Origin of the sequence: Pseudomonas sp. CFBP 8771 (genome assembly GCF_014841695.1) — a bacterium.
GTDB lineage: Bacteria > Pseudomonadota > Gammaproteobacteria > Pseudomonadales > Pseudomonadaceae > Aquipseudomonas > Aquipseudomonas baltica.
The window spans coordinates 303,129-320,672 of the sequence record NZ_JACYUJ010000008.1 but is presented as its reverse complement, the minus strand read 5'-3'; the positions used below and the strand labels follow the sequence as shown (position 1 = coordinate 320,672).

Annotated in this window: 14 protein-coding genes and 1 pseudogene; 6 read left to right on the top strand and 9 right to left on the bottom strand. The window is 59.8% G+C overall.

What is annotated here, in order from left to right:
• Window positions 1–114: 114 nt before the first annotated feature.
• The gene (locus tag IFT80_RS19805) at window positions 115–861 is read right to left on the bottom strand and encodes an iron-containing redox enzyme family protein (RefSeq protein ID WP_192138145.1); all 747 of its coding nucleotides are present in this window, start codon (window positions 859–861) and stop codon (window positions 115–117) included.
• 141 nt (window positions 862–1,002) lie between these two features.
• On the opposite strand from IFT80_RS19805, the gene IFT80_RS19800 reads away from it, so the two are divergent.
• The gene (locus IFT80_RS19800; RefSeq protein WP_192138144.1) at window positions 1,003–1,869 is read left to right on the top strand and encodes a LysR family transcriptional regulator; all 867 of its coding nucleotides are present in this window, start codon (window positions 1,003–1,005) and stop codon (window positions 1,867–1,869) included.
• Window positions 1,870–1,933: 64 nt separating this feature from the next.
• On the opposite strand, the pseudogene IFT80_RS19795 reads toward IFT80_RS19800, so the two are convergent.
• The 3 genes and pseudogenes from IFT80_RS19795 to IFT80_RS19785 all read right to left on the bottom strand — a co-directional run bounded on the left by IFT80_RS19795 (window position 1,934) and on the right by IFT80_RS19785 (window position 4,445).
• Window positions 1,934–2,473, bottom strand: a pseudogene (locus IFT80_RS19795) (cysteine hydrolase family protein).
• A gap of 160 nt (window positions 2,474–2,633) precedes the next feature.
• On the bottom strand, window positions 2,634–3,641 hold the full coding sequence (locus IFT80_RS19790) for an NADP-dependent oxidoreductase (protein WP_192138143.1): 1,008 nt from the start codon (window positions 3,639–3,641) through the stop codon (window positions 2,634–2,636).
• A gap of 3 nt (window positions 3,642–3,644) precedes the next feature.
• On the bottom strand, window positions 3,645–4,445 hold the full coding sequence (locus tag IFT80_RS19785) for an SDR family NAD(P)-dependent oxidoreductase (RefSeq protein WP_185795487.1): 801 nt from the start codon (window positions 4,443–4,445) through the stop codon (window positions 3,645–3,647).
• Window positions 4,446–4,589: 144 nt separating this feature from the next.
• Here IFT80_RS19785 and IFT80_RS19780 point away from each other — a divergent pair, with 144 nt between their 5' ends.
• The 5 genes from IFT80_RS19780 to IFT80_RS19760 all read left to right on the top strand — a co-directional run bounded on the left by IFT80_RS19780 (window position 4,590) and on the right by IFT80_RS19760 (window position 10,085).
• Window positions 4,590–5,159 (top strand): TetR family transcriptional regulator, encoded by a 570-nt coding sequence (locus IFT80_RS19780; RefSeq protein WP_185795488.1) that lies wholly within the window; start codon window positions 4,590–4,592, stop codon window positions 5,157–5,159.
• Between the two features lie 111 nt (window positions 5,160–5,270).
• A complete protein-coding gene (locus IFT80_RS19775) occupies window positions 5,271–6,041 on the top strand; it encodes a hypothetical protein (protein ID WP_192138142.1) in 771 nt (256 codons plus the stop codon).
• A gap of 150 nt (window positions 6,042–6,191) precedes the next feature.
• Window positions 6,192–7,718: a catalase KatB gene (gene katB, locus IFT80_RS19770; RefSeq protein WP_192138141.1), complete on the top strand. Its 1,527-nt coding sequence runs from the start codon at window positions 6,192–6,194 to the stop codon at window positions 7,716–7,718.
• A 55-nt stretch (window positions 7,719–7,773) separates the two neighbouring features.
• Window positions 7,774–8,319, top strand: a complete 546-nt coding sequence (locus IFT80_RS19765) for an ankyrin repeat domain-containing protein (RefSeq protein ID WP_192138140.1) — start codon at window positions 7,774–7,776, stop codon at window positions 8,317–8,319.
• A 263-nt stretch (window positions 8,320–8,582) separates the two neighbouring features.
• Entirely contained in the window at window positions 8,583–10,085 is a 1,503-nt protein-coding gene (locus IFT80_RS19760; protein WP_192138139.1) for an MFS transporter, read from the top strand.
• Between the two features lie 213 nt (window positions 10,086–10,298).
• Here IFT80_RS19760 and IFT80_RS19755 read toward each other — a convergent pair whose 3' ends face one another.
• The 5 genes from IFT80_RS19755 to lon all read right to left on the bottom strand — a co-directional run bounded on the left by IFT80_RS19755 (window position 10,299) and on the right by lon (window position 17,479).
• Window positions 10,299–11,546 (bottom strand): ribonucleotide-diphosphate reductase subunit beta, encoded by a 1,248-nt coding sequence (locus IFT80_RS19755; RefSeq protein ID WP_122476712.1) that lies wholly within the window; start codon window positions 11,544–11,546, stop codon window positions 10,299–10,301.
• A gap of 643 nt (window positions 11,547–12,189) precedes the next feature.
• Window positions 12,190–13,146, bottom strand: coding sequence for a tRNA 5-methoxyuridine(34)/uridine 5-oxyacetic acid(34) synthase CmoB (cmoB, locus tag IFT80_RS19750; RefSeq protein ID WP_192138138.1), 957 nt, complete (start codon window positions 13,144–13,146; stop codon window positions 12,190–12,192).
• Window positions 13,143–13,925, bottom strand: coding sequence for a carboxy-S-adenosyl-L-methionine synthase CmoA (gene cmoA / locus IFT80_RS19745; protein ID WP_192138137.1), 783 nt, complete (start codon window positions 13,923–13,925; stop codon window positions 13,143–13,145). Before cmoA ends, cmoB begins: the two co-directional genes overlap by 4 nt.
• Window positions 13,926–14,227: 302 nt before the next feature.
• Window positions 14,228–14,620, bottom strand: coding sequence for a protease inhibitor I42 family protein (locus IFT80_RS19740; RefSeq protein ID WP_185794224.1), 393 nt, complete (start codon window positions 14,618–14,620; stop codon window positions 14,228–14,230).
• A gap of 438 nt (window positions 14,621–15,058) precedes the next feature.
• Window positions 15,059–17,479 (bottom strand): endopeptidase La, encoded by a 2,421-nt coding sequence (lon, locus tag IFT80_RS19735; RefSeq protein WP_122476705.1) that lies wholly within the window; start codon window positions 17,477–17,479, stop codon window positions 15,059–15,061.
• Between the last annotated feature and the right edge of the window lie 65 nt (window positions 17,480–17,544).

Here is a 17,544-nt window from a genome sequence, read left to right as displayed (position 1 = left end):
TGTGAGAGTAGGTCATCGTCAAGATTCAATTCCGAAACCCCTATCTGCGCAAGCAGGTAGGGGTTTTGTCTTTTCCGGCGTGGTATTCACGCCTGGCTGTCGGTAGGCCTCTCCTTAGCGGGGACGATACCCCATGGCATGGGCAATGCCATTCCAGTACTGCTCGGTAAGGGTCATGAAGTCGTAGAAGCCATCTGCTAACGCAGCAAATTCATCGTCGTTGCGGCATTCGAGTGTGGCTGCGTGAATGGCCTGGATCTTGTGGTCCTTTTCGGCATTACCGATATGGACGTAAAAGTACTCGCAGTGTTCGTGGAACTCGTCGTTTGAAGCGTAGAGGTGCTGGTAGTGCCGCACGCCTTCGTACAAACGCGTGAGCATGGAGAACGCCAACCACTCCTGTGCCAACAGGGTACCCAGGATGCGCTGGCAGCCTCGTTCATCAGGGTGACGGGTATACAGGGTTTGCTGTTCCTCGATGAATTGACGGGTACTGGGCAGGATCAACTCATCACTCAGCTTGGTCACCGGCTTGTAGGCAACGGCCACTCGGCTGAGTAGATCGGTTAGAAAGTTCTCCAGCAAATGGATGTGGGCTTTCTGCGGCTGGCCGTAGCCATACTCTGAGTACAAGTTCTTGGCGATTTCGACGCGTGCGCACAGGTTGTCGGTGTGCAGCAGCGCCAACGCGATCATCGTCGGCGTTTGCGAAGTTCTTACCAGATAATTCTTGGCAAACAGGGCCAGTTCGTCAAAGGGCAGGGGTGCTGCCATCCAGCGCTCATAGAATGCATTGTTCAGGGCCCCATGCTGATGCACGGAGGTTGCAAGTTTAGTGATCTCTTCATAATAACCTGACATGCGCAGCTCCTTATTTGTAACCTAGTGCTTCGAAGTTGCCGTTTGGTTTTTGGTATCAGCTTGGCATTGGCAGTAGAATCCACGGGCAAGGGGACTCGCACAACCAACAAAAAATGAATCAGTGATTCACTCGAGGTGTATATGGATATTTCGCAATTGCGCATGCTCACCGCTATCTACAAAGCGGGAAGTATCGTCAAGGCCGCCAAGTCCGTACACTGCGTACCATCGAATGTCACTGCGCGCATGAAGGCTTTGGAAGCCGAAGTTGGATGTTGCCTGTTGAATAGAGGCGATAAGGGCGTGGAACTAAGTGCTGCGGGTAAACACCTGCTTATGCATGCAGAGAAAGTACTGCAGGCCTTTGGCGAGGCACAGTCTTGTTTCAACGACAGTAAAACATTTGGCGGGACTTTGAAGATAGGGGGTATAGATTCCTTCGTCAGTACGCGGCTTGCGGCCATCGCTGCAGCATTCGAGCGGGACTATCCGCAGGTTATCCTGGAGATCGTTACCGATACCTGGCCAGAACTCGTAGAACACGTTCTGGACGGGAAGCTGGATGTAGCAGTGGTGGCGATGGACACGGCCAACCCGAGACTTGTCAGTCGCAGATTACCCGGTGATCGACCGGTGCTGGTTTATCCGCAGACGTGGTTGCAACACGGACCCTTGAATCTGAACAATAGAAAAGTCCTGGCGTGGCCTGAAGGTTGTCCGTTTCACGCTGTTGCGCAGGCTTGGTGCGAGGAGTCATTGCAAGGGGTGGAATGGGTGGTATGTGGAAGTTGGGGGGGCATTCTGACGTGCGTCGCGCAAGGCATAGGCATGGCGGTGGTTCCCAGAGGCGTCTACTGCAACCACCGCGCCCTCGAAGGACTGGCCGTCTGTGACGCACTCGAGTTCGACAGCGTGGACAACTTTCTGCTGACCCACAAGCGCACTGATGGACATCCGGTCAGGGAAGGGTTCGTACAGATGCTGTGCGCATCCGTACATTCGAATTGAATGCACGGACGTCACGCTAGGCTGCGATCGAGTTATTTACCCAAGGCAGCAGACGTGCCCACAGTCAGCCGGCGAAATCGACCGCTGCGGTTTCCTGCGCCTGGATGCGTACACCGAAGCTTTTGATGCTCGGCAGCGTGGCGGTATGGTGAGCGATGATCTGCGCCGCATCGGCATGCGCCTTGGACTGGGTGGTATGGGCGTCGCTCACCAATGTGATTTCGTAACCCAGGCCTGCGCCACGACGGACCGTCGTGTCCACGCAGAACTCGGTCGCATAGCCGCACACTACCAGGTGAGAAATATCGGCTTGCTGCAATAGCGGCTGAAGATCGGTCCTGAGGAAAGAGTCGGGCGTGGTCTTGTTGACTTAGTGATCGGTGTCGGCTGTCACAAGCCGATGGTCGACTTTCCAGCTGTCACTGCCGCGCACCAGAAACTCGCCATTGGCAAGTTCATGCTGAACGAAGATCACCGGAACGTTTTCAGCTCTGGCACATGCCGTCAGTGTGTTGATGCGCGCTATTACTTCAGCGGCGAAGGCGGGAGCTGGGTCTGCCTGGAACAGGCCTTGTTGTACATCGATGACGATTAGCGCTTTCACGGATTTCAAGTCCTTTGAATGAGATGAGAAGCATCGAACCCGGCCCGGCCAATGCACCGGGATGGGTACGAGTCAGCCTAAGCGGTTGTACCTGATGGGTCCATATGCAAATCGTTGACTGTGAAAAACTTCATCCATGCGCAACTTGATCCACACGGTGCTAGGAACGCCGTAGCTCGATTACCACTTTCCCCTTTGCGCGGCCGCTTTGAACATGGGCGAGGGCATCTGCAGTGGCCTCGAAGGGATAGACCTTCTCGACCACGGGCGTGATGACACCGGCTTCAATGAGTGAAGCTATCTCCCCGAGCTGACCTCCGTCCGCACGCATGAACACGAAATCATAGGACATGCCCCGCTGCCTCACCTGGCTGCGAATGCGCGAACTCAACACGCGCAGGACTTGCGTCAAGGTCCAGCCGAGTCCCTGCCTGGTAGCGAATTCCACGGTCGGTGGGCCTGAGATCGAGATCAGTCGGCCGCCCCGCTTCAAGACCTCCACTGACTTGCCCAGTACGTCTGGACCCAAGCTATTGAGCACAATGTCGTAATCGTGCAACTGCTCGACGAAGTGCTGAGTCGTGTAGTCGATCACCTGGTCAGCGCCGAGGGCCTTCACCCACTCGACATTGGCCGTACTGGTGGTAGCGGCGACATAAGCACCCAGGTGTTTGGCGAGCTGTATCGCCACCGTGCCCACACCGCCGGATCCTGCGTGAATCAGAACCTTCTGGCCGGGTGTGAGTTTTGCGGTTTCAACCAGTACTTGCCAGGCAGTCAATGCCACCAGGGGCAGCGAGGCCGCCTGGACCATGGTCAGATTGACGGGTTTGTTGGCCACACAGGTTTGATTGATGGCAATGCGTTCGGCGAACGTGCCGATACGCGTTTGATGGACCCGGGCGAACACATCGTCGCCCGGTTTGAAGCGGGTTACGTTCGTGCCCACTTCGAGCACCGTGCCTGCCACATCATTGCCCAGTATCAGCGGCAGGGTGTAGGGCAGGATGAGCCTGAACTCGCCGCTGCGAATCTTGACGTCCAGCGCATTGACGCCCGCCGCGTGTACCTGCACCAGGACATCGTCGGCCGCCAAGGTGGGCTCTGGCATGTCAGCTATCCGGCCGATGACACGTTTGCCGTAACGATCGATGACAAAGGCTTTCATGGGTTATTGCCCGACAGGGGCAGAAGTCAGGTAGCGCTCGGCTGGACTTGCCTGGCGTAGATCCGAAAGCAGAAGGCGACGAGTACCTTCCAACGCCTCCCAACGCTCGGCCACGTGCAGCGGTGGAATGGTCACAAGCTCGCGACGGTCGTAGCCCACCAAGGCGGCGTTTACCAGATCATCCACCTCCATGATTTCCGGCAAGGTTGCAATATCGATCCCGGAGTGCTGCCAGATCTCGGTGCGGGTGGTTGCGGGCAGTACGGCTTGCACGTAGACGCCCTTAGGGCCCAGTTCCGCCTGCAGGCCCTGGGACAGGAACAATACGAAGGCTTTGGTGGCGCCGTAGACGGTCATTTGCATTTCCGGGGCGAGCCCTACGACCGAGCCGACGTTGACGATACTTCCAGCGCCCGCTTGAGTCAGGCGCGGAGCGATGGCTGCCGCCAAGCGGGTCACTGCGGTGACGTTCAGCGCCAGCAGGCTGTCGAGAGCAGTGACGCGCTGTTGCAAAAAGCCGCCTGACTGGCCTACGCCGGCATTGTTGATCAAGACACCGATGCTGGCATCTTCGGTCAAGCGTCGTTCTACTTGCGCAAGGTCTTCAGCGCGGGTGAGGTCCGCCTGGATGACATCGACGTTCACGCCGCTTTCTTCGCATAACTGTGCAGCCAGGACGTCCAGGCGTTCGCGATTGCGCGCTACCAGTACCAGCGCGTGGCCACGACTGGCGAAGCGTCGTGCGTAGGTAGCGCCGATGCCGCTGGAGGCGCCGGTGATCAGTACTGTAGGGAGATTGCTCATGGGGATTCATTCCTGGGAGAGACGCGCGGCAAGGATGGGCAGTGACGGTTTTATGATGATGATCGAAATCTAAACGGTCAAGCGTTTTGATGTTGATCAACATCAATGTATGCTTGTCCCTGGTTCTATTTCACAGGCACCGGCATGAAAGTCTCCAAGGCACAGGCGCAGGCCAACCGTGCGCACATCGTTGAAACCGCCGCCACCTTGTTTCGCGAACGGGGTTACGACGGCGTGAGCGTGGCTGATCTGATGGCAGCTGCTGGCTTTACCCACGGTGGTTTCTACAAGCATTTTCGCTCCAAGGCAGACCTCATGAGCGAGGCGGCGGCGTGTGGTTTCGCACAGATGGAAGCCAGTACCGGTGAGGCGGAACGTGCAACGCTGATCGGGCGCTACCTGTCGCGCGAGCACCGCGACGCACCTGGTGATGGCTGTACCCTTGCCGCATTGTCGGCCGATGCCGCACGGCAGCCCGAAGAGATCAAAGCGGTGTTCGCGCAGGGAATGGAACGGCTGTTGGCCAACGCGACGCCCGTTGACCCCGATGCAGACAAGCTCACGCAGCAGAGCGCGCGGGCCGAACGAATCAACGCACTGGCGCATCTGGTCGGCGCATTGATGCTTTCCAGAGCCTGTCCGGATGACTCCGCGCTGGCTGACGAGATCCTGGAAACCTGCCGGGCACATGCGTTGGCGCAGGTGGAGGGTTGAGGAAACTGCCTTAACGTTGCGTCTCATGTTCCGTATGAGGAACGTGCTGCGAAGCGCCGTGCTACGCGTATGCCCGATAGCAATTCGAATCTACTTACGTGAGTGTTCACCATGACTTACCCAAACCCCACCACACTGTTCGTAGGCTGGGACGTAGGCGGGTGGAATTGCGATCGAAACCCGGCGAGCCGCGATGCCTTGGTCGTGTTGGACGCTGAGCGCCGACTCGTGGGCAAGCCGTGGCGGGGTAATCTGCGGCGGACGATCAACCAAGCAAGTTCGACCGAGCAATTCGTTGATGGGCTGTTGAGACTGTGTGAAATAGACCCGGCACTTCACCAGGCGCCACGCGTGCTCATGGGTATCGACACTCCGCTCGGCTTCTCCAGGCCTTTCATAGACCTCATTACCCGCGGCATCGCCGTGCCCACCGTTGGCGAATCATCCAGCAATCCCTACCTGCACCGCCGCACCGAGCATTTCCTGTTCGAACGCGGGCTTTATCCGCTGTCGCCGATCAAGGACATGATCGGAAGCCAGGCGACCAAGGGCATGCATGTGCTGGGGCGATTCGCACCCATTCGTGAAGCCTGTGGCGTATGGACGGACGGGCAGATGCTGCGGGCGATCGAAGCCTATCCCTCGGCATGCAAACGCTCGGCGTGTATCGAGGCCTTGCGAGTGCCTTTCCATGTCGAGGAGGCGAGTGTGCCGCGAAGTTTCGTGCCGGGGTTCGAACATGTCGATGCACAGGATGCGCTGACCTGCGCGCTGCTGGCGTGGGCGTTCGAGCACAGGCCGCAGTGGCTGTCTCAACCGATGGCGGATATCGATCCGGTGGAGGGTTGGATATTCGTGCCGGAGGATGGGTTGCGGGCTTAGGCAGTACCGGATCAGGGGTACAGGTCTGTCCGATAACACCGGCAGGCATCTTTGCCTATCGGGCCGATAGGCTCTTCCAATTTAGCCACGCTGGTGGCTGCCGTTACCCTCGGGGTTTCTTCATAACATAAGAAGCGTGAGGGATTCACTATGAAAATCATAACCTTATCAGGGTATGCGGTCACGGCATTGGCCATCGGCATATTTTCGTCATCCGCTTTTGCCGACACCTTGACCCGCGACAACGGTGCCGCCGTTGGTGACAATCAGAATTCACAGACGGCCGGACCCAACGGGCCGGCGCTGCTTCAAGACGTTCAGCTGTTACAGAAACTGCAGCGCTTCGACCGCGAACGCATTCCGGAGCGCGTAGTGCATGCCCGTGGCACCGGCGTACATGGCGAGTTCGTCGCGTCCAGCAACATCAGTGAGTTGACCAAGGCCAAGGTGTTCACGCCAGGAACCCACACACCGGTGTTCGTGCGCTTCTCGTCGGTCGTCCACGGCAACCACTCGCCGGAAACGCTGCGCGACCCACGTGGTTTCGCGACCAAGTTCTATACGGCGGACGGCAACTGGGATCTGGTCGGCAATAACTTCCCGACCTTCTTCATTCGTGACGCGATCAAGTTTCCAGACATGGTGCACGCGTTCAAACCCGATCCGCGCACCAACCTCGACGACGACTCCCGTCGTTTCGATTTCTTCTCCCACGTGCCGGAAGCGACGCGTACCCTCACGCTGCTGTATTCCAATGAAGGCACGCCTGCGGGTTATCGCTTCATGGACGGCAATGGCGTGCACGCCTACAAGTTCGTCAACGACAAGGGCGAAGTGCACTACGTGAAGTTTCACTGGAAGAGCCTGCAAGGTCTGAAGAATCTGGACCCGGATCAGGTTGTGCAAACCCAGGGCAAAGACTACGCGCACATGACCCATGACTTGGTCAGCGCAATCAACAAGGGCGATTTCCCCAAGTGGGACTTGTACATCCAGGTGCTCAAGCCTGAAGACCTGGCCAAGTTTGCGTTCGACCCGCTGGACGCGACCAAGATCTGGCCAGACGTGCCGGAGCAGAAGATCGGGCAGATGGTGCTGAACAAGAACGTCGACAACTTCTTCCAGGAAACCGAGCAGGTTGCCATGGCACCGTCCAACGTGGTGCCGGGTATCGAACCGTCGGAAGACCGTCTGCTGCAAGGCCGTGTGTTCTCGTATGCCGATACCCAGATGTACCGCCTGGGCGCCAACGGCATGAGCCTGCCGATCAACCGTCCTCGCGTGGCCGTCAACAACGGTAACCAGGATGGCGCCTTGAACAGCGGTCATACCACCGGTGGGGTGAACTACGAGCCGAGCCGCCTTGCGCCGCGCCCAAGTGACGACAGTGCGCGTTATAGCCAAACGGCTTTGAGCGGTACTACCCAACAGGCGAAGATTCAGCGCGAGCAGAATTTCAAACAAGCGGGCGACTTGTACCGCTCCTATTCGCCCAAGGAGCAGCAGGACCTGATCAACAGCTTCGGCGGTTCCCTGGCTGACACTGATACCGAGAGCAAGAACATCATGCTGTCGTATCTGTACAAAGCCGATCCGGCCTATGGCACAGGCGTGACCAAAGTTGCCAAAGGCGACTTGGAGAAGGTCAAGCAGTTGGCCGCCAAGCTGCAGGACTGATGTATCGATCACCGACCGTGCAACAACGGTCGGTGATCTTCAGGAGCAAAACCTAATGCGCTATTTCATTCCCTGGATCTGCTCGGCGATGATGGTTGCAACGGTCGCCTTGGCCGATGACACACCGCCTGCCGATACCCGGCAGCAACTTCGAGCACTGTACTTTGAAGCCGCACGCACGGGCAGTACCGACCGTTTGGGCGCGTTCATCGACGCTCATTATGATCTGGACACCCGCGATGAAAGCGGCTACACCGCACTGATTCTGGCGGCTTATCACGGCCATAAAGATGCCGTGGAACAGTTGCTCGCAGCGGGCGCCAACCCGTGTAGCCAGGATAAGCGCGGGAACACTGCGCTGATGGGGGCGATCTTCAAAGGCGAAGTCAGCATCGCCCATCGGCTACTCGGCGCAGACTGCGCGACGGATGAGCGTAACAACTCGGGGCAGACGGCAGCAATGTATGCGGCGCTGTTTCAGCGCAAGGATATTCTCGAGGCGTTGGCGGCAAAGGGCGCGGATTTGGATGCGCGGGATGATAGGGGGAATGATGCGCGATCGTTGGGGGAGGGGCGGTTTAGTTCGGCGCCAATACGCTGAGCTGTAGCGCTGGTTCAAGCCGAGCCACATACGCTGCAATCCATCGTCCGCAGAGGGATGCCAACTGCGTGCGGGGCAATCATCGTAAATCTTGACACAAACTTATTGGTCAAACAGTTGCGACCCTACTGATCTGTCAGTAAGTTCGACCTCCCCACACCAAGGACGGTGTGAATCAAACCGCAAGACTGCCTTGGGCAATTCACGCCTACTCAATGGCGAAGCCTGCGCTCCATACTTTGACGTTCAGGGAGAACCGATCAATGCCAAAAATCCCAAGCCCGCTGCGGTCCATCATTACCAATCGCTCCAAGCTCGCCAGCCTGTTGGTGATCCTTCTGCCCGTATTGCTCGTAACCCTCGACAACACAATTCTCAACTTCGCTCTTCCTAAAATTGCGGTCGCCCTTGGTCCCTCGGCCGCCGAACAGCTATGGGCAATCGATGCCTACTCATTAGTCTTGGCTGGCCTTTTGATCACCATGGGCAGCGTGGGCGATCGCGTGGGCTATCGCCGTCTACTGTGTGTGGGGTGCTCGGGTTTCGCTATCATCTCGGTTGCCATAGTGTTCTCTCAGCAGGCTTGGCACTTGATTGCAGGTCGCGCAGTTTTGGGGCTGTTCGGCGCAATGATCCTGCCTGCCACGCTCGCCCTGATCCGGACTGCCTTCGATGACCGAGAAGAAAGGCGTCTTGCCGTCGCGGCGTGGGCGACCTGCCTGACATTGGGGGCGGCCGCAGGACCGCTGCTCGGTGGCGTGCTGCTTCAGTTCTTCAGTTGGCAGTCGGTGTTCCTGGTGGCAGTGCCATTCCTGCTGCCGGTCCTGCTGCTTTCACCCATGATTGAAGAGTCTCCACGGCAGGCCGGGTTGTCGATCGACTATCCAAGCATCCTGCTGAGCCTGGGTGCTATGACAGGAGTGATGCTGTCTCTCAAGCACCTAGCCACGGTGGGTCTGGATACCTACGCAATTGTGGGCATGCTGACAGGCCTTTTGATGGGCATCGCTTTTGTCCGACGCCAACTGGCGCTGGAGGATCCGTTGCTCGACCTGAGGCTGTTCGATTCGAACGCCTTCAGCGTGTCGATCACAGTCAATCTCGTCAGCCTGGGCGCGCTGATCGGGTTCCTCTTTTTCGCTACTCAGCTGTTGCAACTGGTTCTGGGTCTGTCACCCATTGCTGCAAGCTTGATACTGGTGCCCGGTCAAGTCTGTGCCGTGGCCGCGGGCCTCGCCATTGTGCCGATCGCGCAAAGGGTGGCGACAAATGTCGTGATACCCGCCTGTTTATGCGTGGCGGCTGGAGCGTTTGCAGTCATGGCGTTGTTCACTGCGACCGCACTGATTGTGGCAGTGGCTTTCGTGTTGCTGAATGCTGCAGTTGCGGCCATTACCAGCGTTTCCAACGACCTTGTGTTGAGCGCCGTGCCGGCTGAGAAGGCAGGCAGTGCATCGTCTGTGAGTGAGACGGCGTATGAGGTCGGGGTGGTGTTGGGGACGACAGTGGTGGGAGGCGCCGTGGCAGCATGGTATCGCTTAAGTCTGGTGTTGCCCGAGGGGGTTGGGGATGAGGCGGACGCTCTTACGGCGACGCTGGGAGGTGCTCATTCACTTGCGCAGGATTTGCCTGCTGAAGTAGGGAAGGAGCTGGCTCAAGCGGCTAATGCTGCTTTCAGTGAAGGGGTCACAGTGGCCAGTGGTTTGGTCGCTGGATTGATCGTGGTGTTTGCCTTGTATGCATGTCGGGGTTTGCGACGGGGATGACTGGCCTGGATCAGCTTCTGGTTTCGATTTCGAATCGTTTATGGTGACCACTCGAAAGGCTTCATTCACTTTCACCATGTCGTACCCATTGTCTCTCGATGAACTGAAAAGCATCTTGCGCGGCCGATGGGTCAAAAAACCCTGAATTCCCGGCACAAAAAAAGGCCGCCCCAAAGGCGGCCTTTTCCTAGCAGTGCTAAGCAGAATCAACCATCAATCCCAGCTCAAAGCCCCACCCGTCTGATACTCAATAACCCGCGTCTCAAAGAAGTTCTTCTCCTTCTTCAAGTCCATGATCTCGCTCATCCAAGGGAACGGGTTGGTGGTCCCTGGGTATTCCTCTTTCAACCCAATCTGCGACAGGCGACGGTTGGCGATGAACTTGAGGTAGTCCTCCATCATCGCCGCGTTCATGCCCAGCACGCCGCGGGGCATGGTGTCGCGGGCGTATTCGATTTCCAGCTGGGTGCCTTGCAGAATCATCTGCGAAGCTTCTTCCTTGAGTTCGGCGTCCCACAGGTGTGGGTTCTCGATCTTGATCTGGTTGATCACGTCGATGCCGAAGTTCAGGTGCATGGATTCGTCGCGCAGGATGTATTGGAACTGCTCGGCGACGCCGGTCATCTTGTTGCGGCGGCCCATGGAGAGGATCTGGGTGAAGCCGCAGTAGAAGAAGATGCCTTCGAGTACGCAGTAGTAGCCGATCAGGTTGCGCAGCAGTTCTTTGTCGGTTTCGACGGTGCCGGTGTTGAATTCCGGGTCGGAGATGGCGCGGGTGTACTTGAGGCCCCAGGCGGCTTTTTTAGCGACCGATGGGATCTCGTGGTACATGTTGAAGATTTCGCCTTCGTCCATGCCCAGGGATTCGATGCAGTACTGGTAGGCGTGGGTGTGGATCGCTTCTTCGAAGGCCTGGCGCAGGATGTACTGGCGGCACTCCGGGTTGGTGATCAGGCGGTACACGGCCAGGGCCAGGTTGTTGGCGACCAGGGAGTCGGCGGTGCTGAAGAAGCCCAGGTTGCGCATGACGATGCGGCGTTCGTCGTCGGTCAGGCCTTCCGGATTTTTCCAGAGGGCGATGTCGGCGTTCATGTTGACTTCTTGCGGCATCCAGTGGTTTGCGCAACCGTCCAGGTACTTCTGCCAAGCCCAGTCGTACTTGAAGGGTACGAGTTGGTTGAGGTCGGCGCGGCAGTTGATCATGCGCTTTTCGTCGACGGCGACGCGGGCGGCGGAGCCTTCGAGCTCGGCCAGGCCTTCGGCGATGTCGAGTTTGTTCAGGGCTGCCTTGGCGCGGGCTACGGCAGCGGAGTCGCTGGCGCTGGCGGCGCGGGCTTCTTGGGCGGCGGCGCCGCCGGCGCTGTCGAGCTTGTCCATCGCAGCTTCGCTGGCGTGGCCGGCGTTGGCGCCTTTGGCGGGTTCGGCTGCGTCTTCTTTGTCGAATTCGTCCCAGCTCAGCATGGGGGAGGCTCCTGCTCGAGGCCGCTGTGGGCGGCTGATGAATTTAGAAATCTGATTGCCGAGGTTGCGTGGCGCAAGCTGGCTTGGTGTGCGGGTTGCGTCGCCGGGTCCAGGCTTTTTCAGCGTGGTGCCCTGGCGTGGGCTATCAACGATCCGGTTGGAGCGCGCTGAGACGCTGACTTCGCGTGCAAGCTTCGGTCGAGGTGCTCGTGCCGGCTTCGATGTCGCGATGGGTCATGTCTCAGGTCCTTGAAGTGGGCGGCGATTATAAGGTTTTTTGCCTGCTCGTGTTCACGCCAGGACACAAAAAAACCGCCGAAACGGGTATTTCTTACAACCTTGATGCCAGTCGTCCGGTCAGGACCTGAAAGCCCTGGTTTGCACCAAAAATCGCCTATGTGGTGGTTTTGGTAAGAAGTGGACACAGGATATAGGCTTGAGTTCGGGTTGAAAACCCAATGAGCTGGTTAGAAATCAGCCAGGTTCTCGATGTGCTGGGCGCAAAACCTTGCCCTGCTTGGCTTGCAGCAAATGCAACCGTTTCAAGTTTTTTTATGGTTCTGTGAAGGAGTCGATGAGCGGCAAGAAGGCAAGTGCGACGGCGTTTATTTCACCGTCCATTTACCCCTTCCAGCCTCACGGCTTATTTCCGGGCAGTGATCACCGCCCGCATCGGCGCCGGCAGGCCTTCGACGGTTTTGCTGTGGTCGTCGGGGTCGAGGAAGTCGCTCAGCGACTGGAATTTCATCCATTCGGTGCCGCGTTGCTCGGCCACGGTGGTGATGCTCACGTCCACGCATTTCACGTCGGTGAAGCCGGCACGGCGCACCCACCGTTCCAGTGCTGGGACGGAAGGCAGGAACCAGACGTTGCGCATCTGCGCGTAGCGGTCTTCGGGGACCAGCACTTGGTGCTCGTCGCCGGGCACTACCAGTGTTTCCAGGACCAGTTCGCCGCCTTTGACCAGGCAATCCTTGAGCGCCAACAAGTGCTCGATCGGAGAACGGCGGTGGTAGAACACGCCCATGGAGAACACGGTGTCGAAGCCTTCCAGCCCGGCGGGCAGGTCTTCCAAGGCGAAGGGCAGGTGCCAGGCGGGGAGGTCTGGCAGGTAGCGTTGCACGGCCTGGAACTGGCAGAAGAACAGCCAGTTGGGGTCGACGCCGATGACGCTGTCGGCACCGGCGCCGAGCATGCGCCACTGGTAGTAGCCGTTGCCGCAGCCGACGTCGAGTACGCGTTTGCCGCGCAGGTCGAGGTGGGGGGCGACGCGGTCCCATTTCCAGTCCGAGCGCCATTCGGTGTCGACGTGGACGCCGAACAGGTCGAAAGGGCCTTTGCGCCACGGGGACAGGCCCATTAGAGCGGCGCGCATCTGGTCGTAGGTGGCGGGGTTGTCTTCGCAGTCCAGGCGCAGGCCGTTGACCAAGTCTATGTTGCAGGCGGTTACCGGGGGCAGGGCGTCGAGGGCGCTCTGCCAGCGCTGGAGGTCGCCGTGGCCTTTTTCCATCTTGGTGTCGAGCTGGGCTTGCAGGCCGTTGGCCCAGTTGGCCAGCGGGGTATTGGCCAGGCGGCGGACGAGCGGGGACAGGTCAATCATGGCAGGGCGATCATCGAGGCGAAGTTGAGGCATTGGAACCAGGGCACGACCTTGCTGAAGCCGGCGGCGAGCAGGCGGTCGCGGTTTTCTTCGAGGCTGTCGGGCTTCATGACGTTTTCAATGGCGCTGCGTTTCTGCGCTATTTCCAGGTCGCTGTAGCCGTTGGCGCGTTTGAAGGCGATGTGCAGGTCGGTGAGCAGGTCGTGTTGTTGGTCGTCTTCGAAGCGCAATTTTTCCGAGAGGATCAGTGCGCCGCCGGGGACCAGGGCCTGATGGATGCGGGTGAGCAGTTCCAGGCGCTGGGCCGGGGGGATGAACTGCAGGGTGAAGTTGAGCGCGATAACCGACGCGGGCTTGAAGCCCAGGGCCAGGATGTCGCCCTCGATGACGTCGACCGGTAGCAGTTCCTGAAACATGGAGTTCTGCGCGTTGAGGTATTCGCGGCAGCGCTCGACCATCGCCTGGGAGTTGTCGATGGCGATCACCTGGCAGCCTTCGGCGCGCACGTGGCGGCGCAAGGCTTGGGTGACGGCGCCCAGGGAGCTGCCCAGGTCGTAGAGTGTGGTGTTGGGCTGGGCGAATTGCGCCGCGAGCACGCCGATGTTTTCGACGATGGTGGGGTAGCCGGGGACCGAGCGTTTGATCATGTCCGGGAACACGCGCACCACGTCTTCGTTGAAGGCGAAGTCGGGGACCTGGCTCAGGGGCTGGGCGAATAGGCGGTCGGGCTCTTTGCTCACGGGGCGATCCAGGCGGGTTGCGGGAAATCGGGGCGGCATTTTAGCGGATGTAGGGCGGGGGTGCATTTTTTGTGGGATGTGCGGTGTAGCCGTTGAACCGCGGTGCCCGTTTCGCGGCCGACGACCGTTCCTAGGGGGGGGACGATTCCTGTAGGAGCGGTCTGTGGCCGCGAAGGGCCCCGCGGTGTAGCAGTTGAACCGAGGTGCCCGTTTCGCGGCCGACGACCGCTCCTACGGGGGGGGACGATTCCTGTAGTAGCGGTCTGTGGCCGCGAAGGGACCCCGCGGTGTAGCAGTTGAACCGCGGTGCCTGCTTCGCGGCCGACGACCGCTCCTACGGATTATTTTACGGTGATGTCGCAGCTGAAGGTTTGGGCTGGGGGGATTTCCGGGGCCCAGGGTTGCTGCAGCACGAGCATCAGATGACCCTTGCCTGGGGTGCGCGCCTGGAAACGCCAGGTGGATTGCCCGGCAGCCCCCACCACCCCGGCTTCTTCGGGATGGCTGTAGACCTCTGGCCCGAGGCTGCGCAAAACGCTCGCGCCCGGATTCTGTACCAGCCAGCGGTAGCCGGTACTGGGGTTGGTCGGCAATTGCAGGGTGACGGTCTGGTCGACGTTGAGGAAAACCGGGCATTGGCTCTGACTTTCCAGCACGACGCTGTGAAGCGGTTGCTGGGCGCAGGCTGTAAGCGCGGCAAGGCTGGCGGGCAGTATCAGGCGGACGACGGACATGGTGGCTCCGAACGGACGAGGATCTGGAAAGCATAACCCAGTTCGTCGAATGTGCAGGAGTGAGGCACCTGAGCCGCGTTTGGGAAGATTGCGGTGAGTCTGGTAGGGCGGCGGCGGGGCCGGACGCGGCTCGCGCCGCTGCTACAGGGGATCGTGTTGTTTCGGGGCGTTGTAGCCACCGCCCGAGCCGCGTCAGCGCGCAAGGAGTGCGGCGGATGAGGCCGTTGTAGCAGCGGCGCGAGCCGCGTCAGGGCGCAAAGGAGTGTGGCGATGAGGCCGTTGTAGCAGCGGCGCGAGCCGCGTCAGGGCGCAAGGGGTGTGGCGGATAGGGCCGTTGTAGCAGCGGCGCGAGCCGCGTCGGCGGTACATGAGGTGTGTCTGACCGAACGCAATGCCCCCCTGATGCGGCTTGCGCCGCCGCTACAGGGGGTGGATGGGTCAGAAGAGGATCTTGGCGACGTCGGCAAAACGTTTGGCGAAGTGCACGGTGATGCCCTGCTTGAGGTAATCCGGCAGCTCTTCGAAATTGCCACGGTTTGGCTCGGGCAGGATCAACTCCATGATCTTCTGCCGCCGTGCGGCGATGACTTTTTCGCGCACGCCGCCGATCGGCAGCACATGCCCCGTCAAGGTCAGCTCGCCGGTCATGGCCACGCCCTTCTTCGGCGCCTGGTCGCGGGCCAGGGACAGCAGCGCGCTGGCCATGGTCACGCCCGCGCTCGGGCCGTCCTTGGGCGTGGCGCCTTCGGGTACGTGCAGGTGCACGAAGGCCTCGTCGAAGAATTTGGAGTCCGCGCCGAACTGCGCCAGATTGGAGCTGACGTAGCTGTAGGCAATTTCTGCCGACTCCTTCATCACCTCGCCCAATTGCCCGGTCAGCTTGAAGCCACGGTTCAGCGTATGGATACGTGTCGCTTCGATCGGCAAGGTGGCGCCGCCCATGCTGGTCCAGGCCAGGCCGGTGATCACGCCCTTGCCCGACAGCACCTGCTCGCTGCGGAACACCGGCATGCCCAGGGAAGCTTCGAGGTCCTTGGGTACCAGCTTGATCGGCACGTCGGGCTTGTCGATCAACTGCACCACCGCTTTGCGTACCAGTTTGCCCAGCTGTTTTTCCAACTGGCGCACGCCGGCCTCGCGGGCATAGCCTTCGATCACCGTGCGCAGCGCACTGTCGCTGATGGTCAGGCGGTTCTTGTCGACACCGGCCTTGGCCAGTTGCTTGGGCCACAGATGGCGCTTGGCAATGGCCATTTTCTCTTCGGTGATGTACCCGGACAGGCGGATCACTTCCATACGGTCGAGCAGCGGGCCGGGGATGGAATCCAGGGTGTTGGCAGTACATACGAACAGCACCTTGGACAGGTCCAGGCGCAGATCCAGGTAGTGGTCGAGGAAGTCGACGTTCTGTTCCGGGTCCAGGGTTTCCAGCAGCGCCGACGCTGGGTCGCCCTGGAAGCTCTGACCCATCTTGTCGATCTCGTCGAGCATGATCACCGGGTTCATCACCTCGACGTCCTTGAGCGCCTGCACCAGCTTGCCCGGCTGGGCGCCGATGTAGGTGCGGCGATGGCCCTTGATCTCGGCTTCGTCACGCATGCCGCCGACGCTGAAGCGATAGAAGGGACGACCCAGCGATTCGGCGATGGACTTGCCGACGCTGGTCTTGCCCACGCCCGGCGGGCCCACCAGCAGCACGATGGAGCCGCTGATCTCACCCTTGTAGGCGCCGACGGCAAGAAATTCGATGATGCGCGTCTTGATATCGTCGAGGCCGGCGTGGTGCTGATCGAGCACCTTGCGCGCGTGCTTGAGGTCAAGCTTGTCCTTGCCGTACACACCCCATGGCAGGGCAGTGGCCCAGTCCAGATAGTTGCGCGTGACGGCGTATTCCGGCGAGCCGGTTTCCAGGATCGACAGCTTCTGCATTTCCTCGTCGATGCGCTTCTGCGCGGCGGGCGGCAAGGTCTTGTCCTGCAGACGCTGCTGGAACTGCTCGACGTCGGCGCTGCGATCGTCCTTGGTCAGGCCCAGCTCCTGCTGGATGACCTTGAGCTGTTCCTTGAGGAAGAACTCACGCTGGTGCTCGCCGATCTTCTTGTTCACTTCGGCGGAAATTTCTTTCTGCAGCCGTGCGACTTCGACTTCCTTGCGCAGCATCGGCAGGACTTTTTCCATGCGCCGCAGCATCGGCACGCAGTCGAGCACGCCCTGCAGCTCGTTGCCCGTGGCCGACGTGAGTGCGGCGGCGAAGTCGGTCAGTGGGGACGGGTCGTTGGGGCTGAAACGGTTGAGGTAATTCTTCAGCTCTTCGCTGTACAGCGGATTGAGCGGCAGCAGCTCCTTGATGGCGTTGATCAGCGCCATGCCGTAGGCCTTCACCTCGTCGGTGGGCTCGATGGGCTGCTGCGGGTATTCGACTTCTACCAGATACGGCGGGCGATGGTGCTTGAGCCAGGTGCGGATACGCACGCGCGACAGCCCCTGCGCGACGAATTGCAGCTTGCCGTTTTCGCGGCTGGCGTGGTGGATCTTCACCAGCGTGCCGTACAGCGGCAGGCTGGAAGTGTCGAAATGGCGATGATCGTCGGGCGGGGTGTCCATGAAGAACAGCGCCAGCGAGTGGTGCTCGGTGTTGGAGACCAGGTCCAGGGTTTCCGCCCAGGGCTCTTCGTTGACGATGACCGGCAGCACCTGCGCGGGGAAGAACGGGCGGTTGTGGATCGGAATGACGTAGACCTTGTCCGGCAGGTTCTGCCCAGGCAGGGCCAGCTCGGTGCTGGAGTGGGTCGAGTGCTCGATGTGCTCGTTGTCCAGATCTTCGGACGGATTCTCGTTGGATTCCTGCTGGTCGCTCATGGGGCACCTGCGTCAATGACTATGCTGCTTAGATGGGGCAGGGTGCGACTGGTTTCAATGGTTGC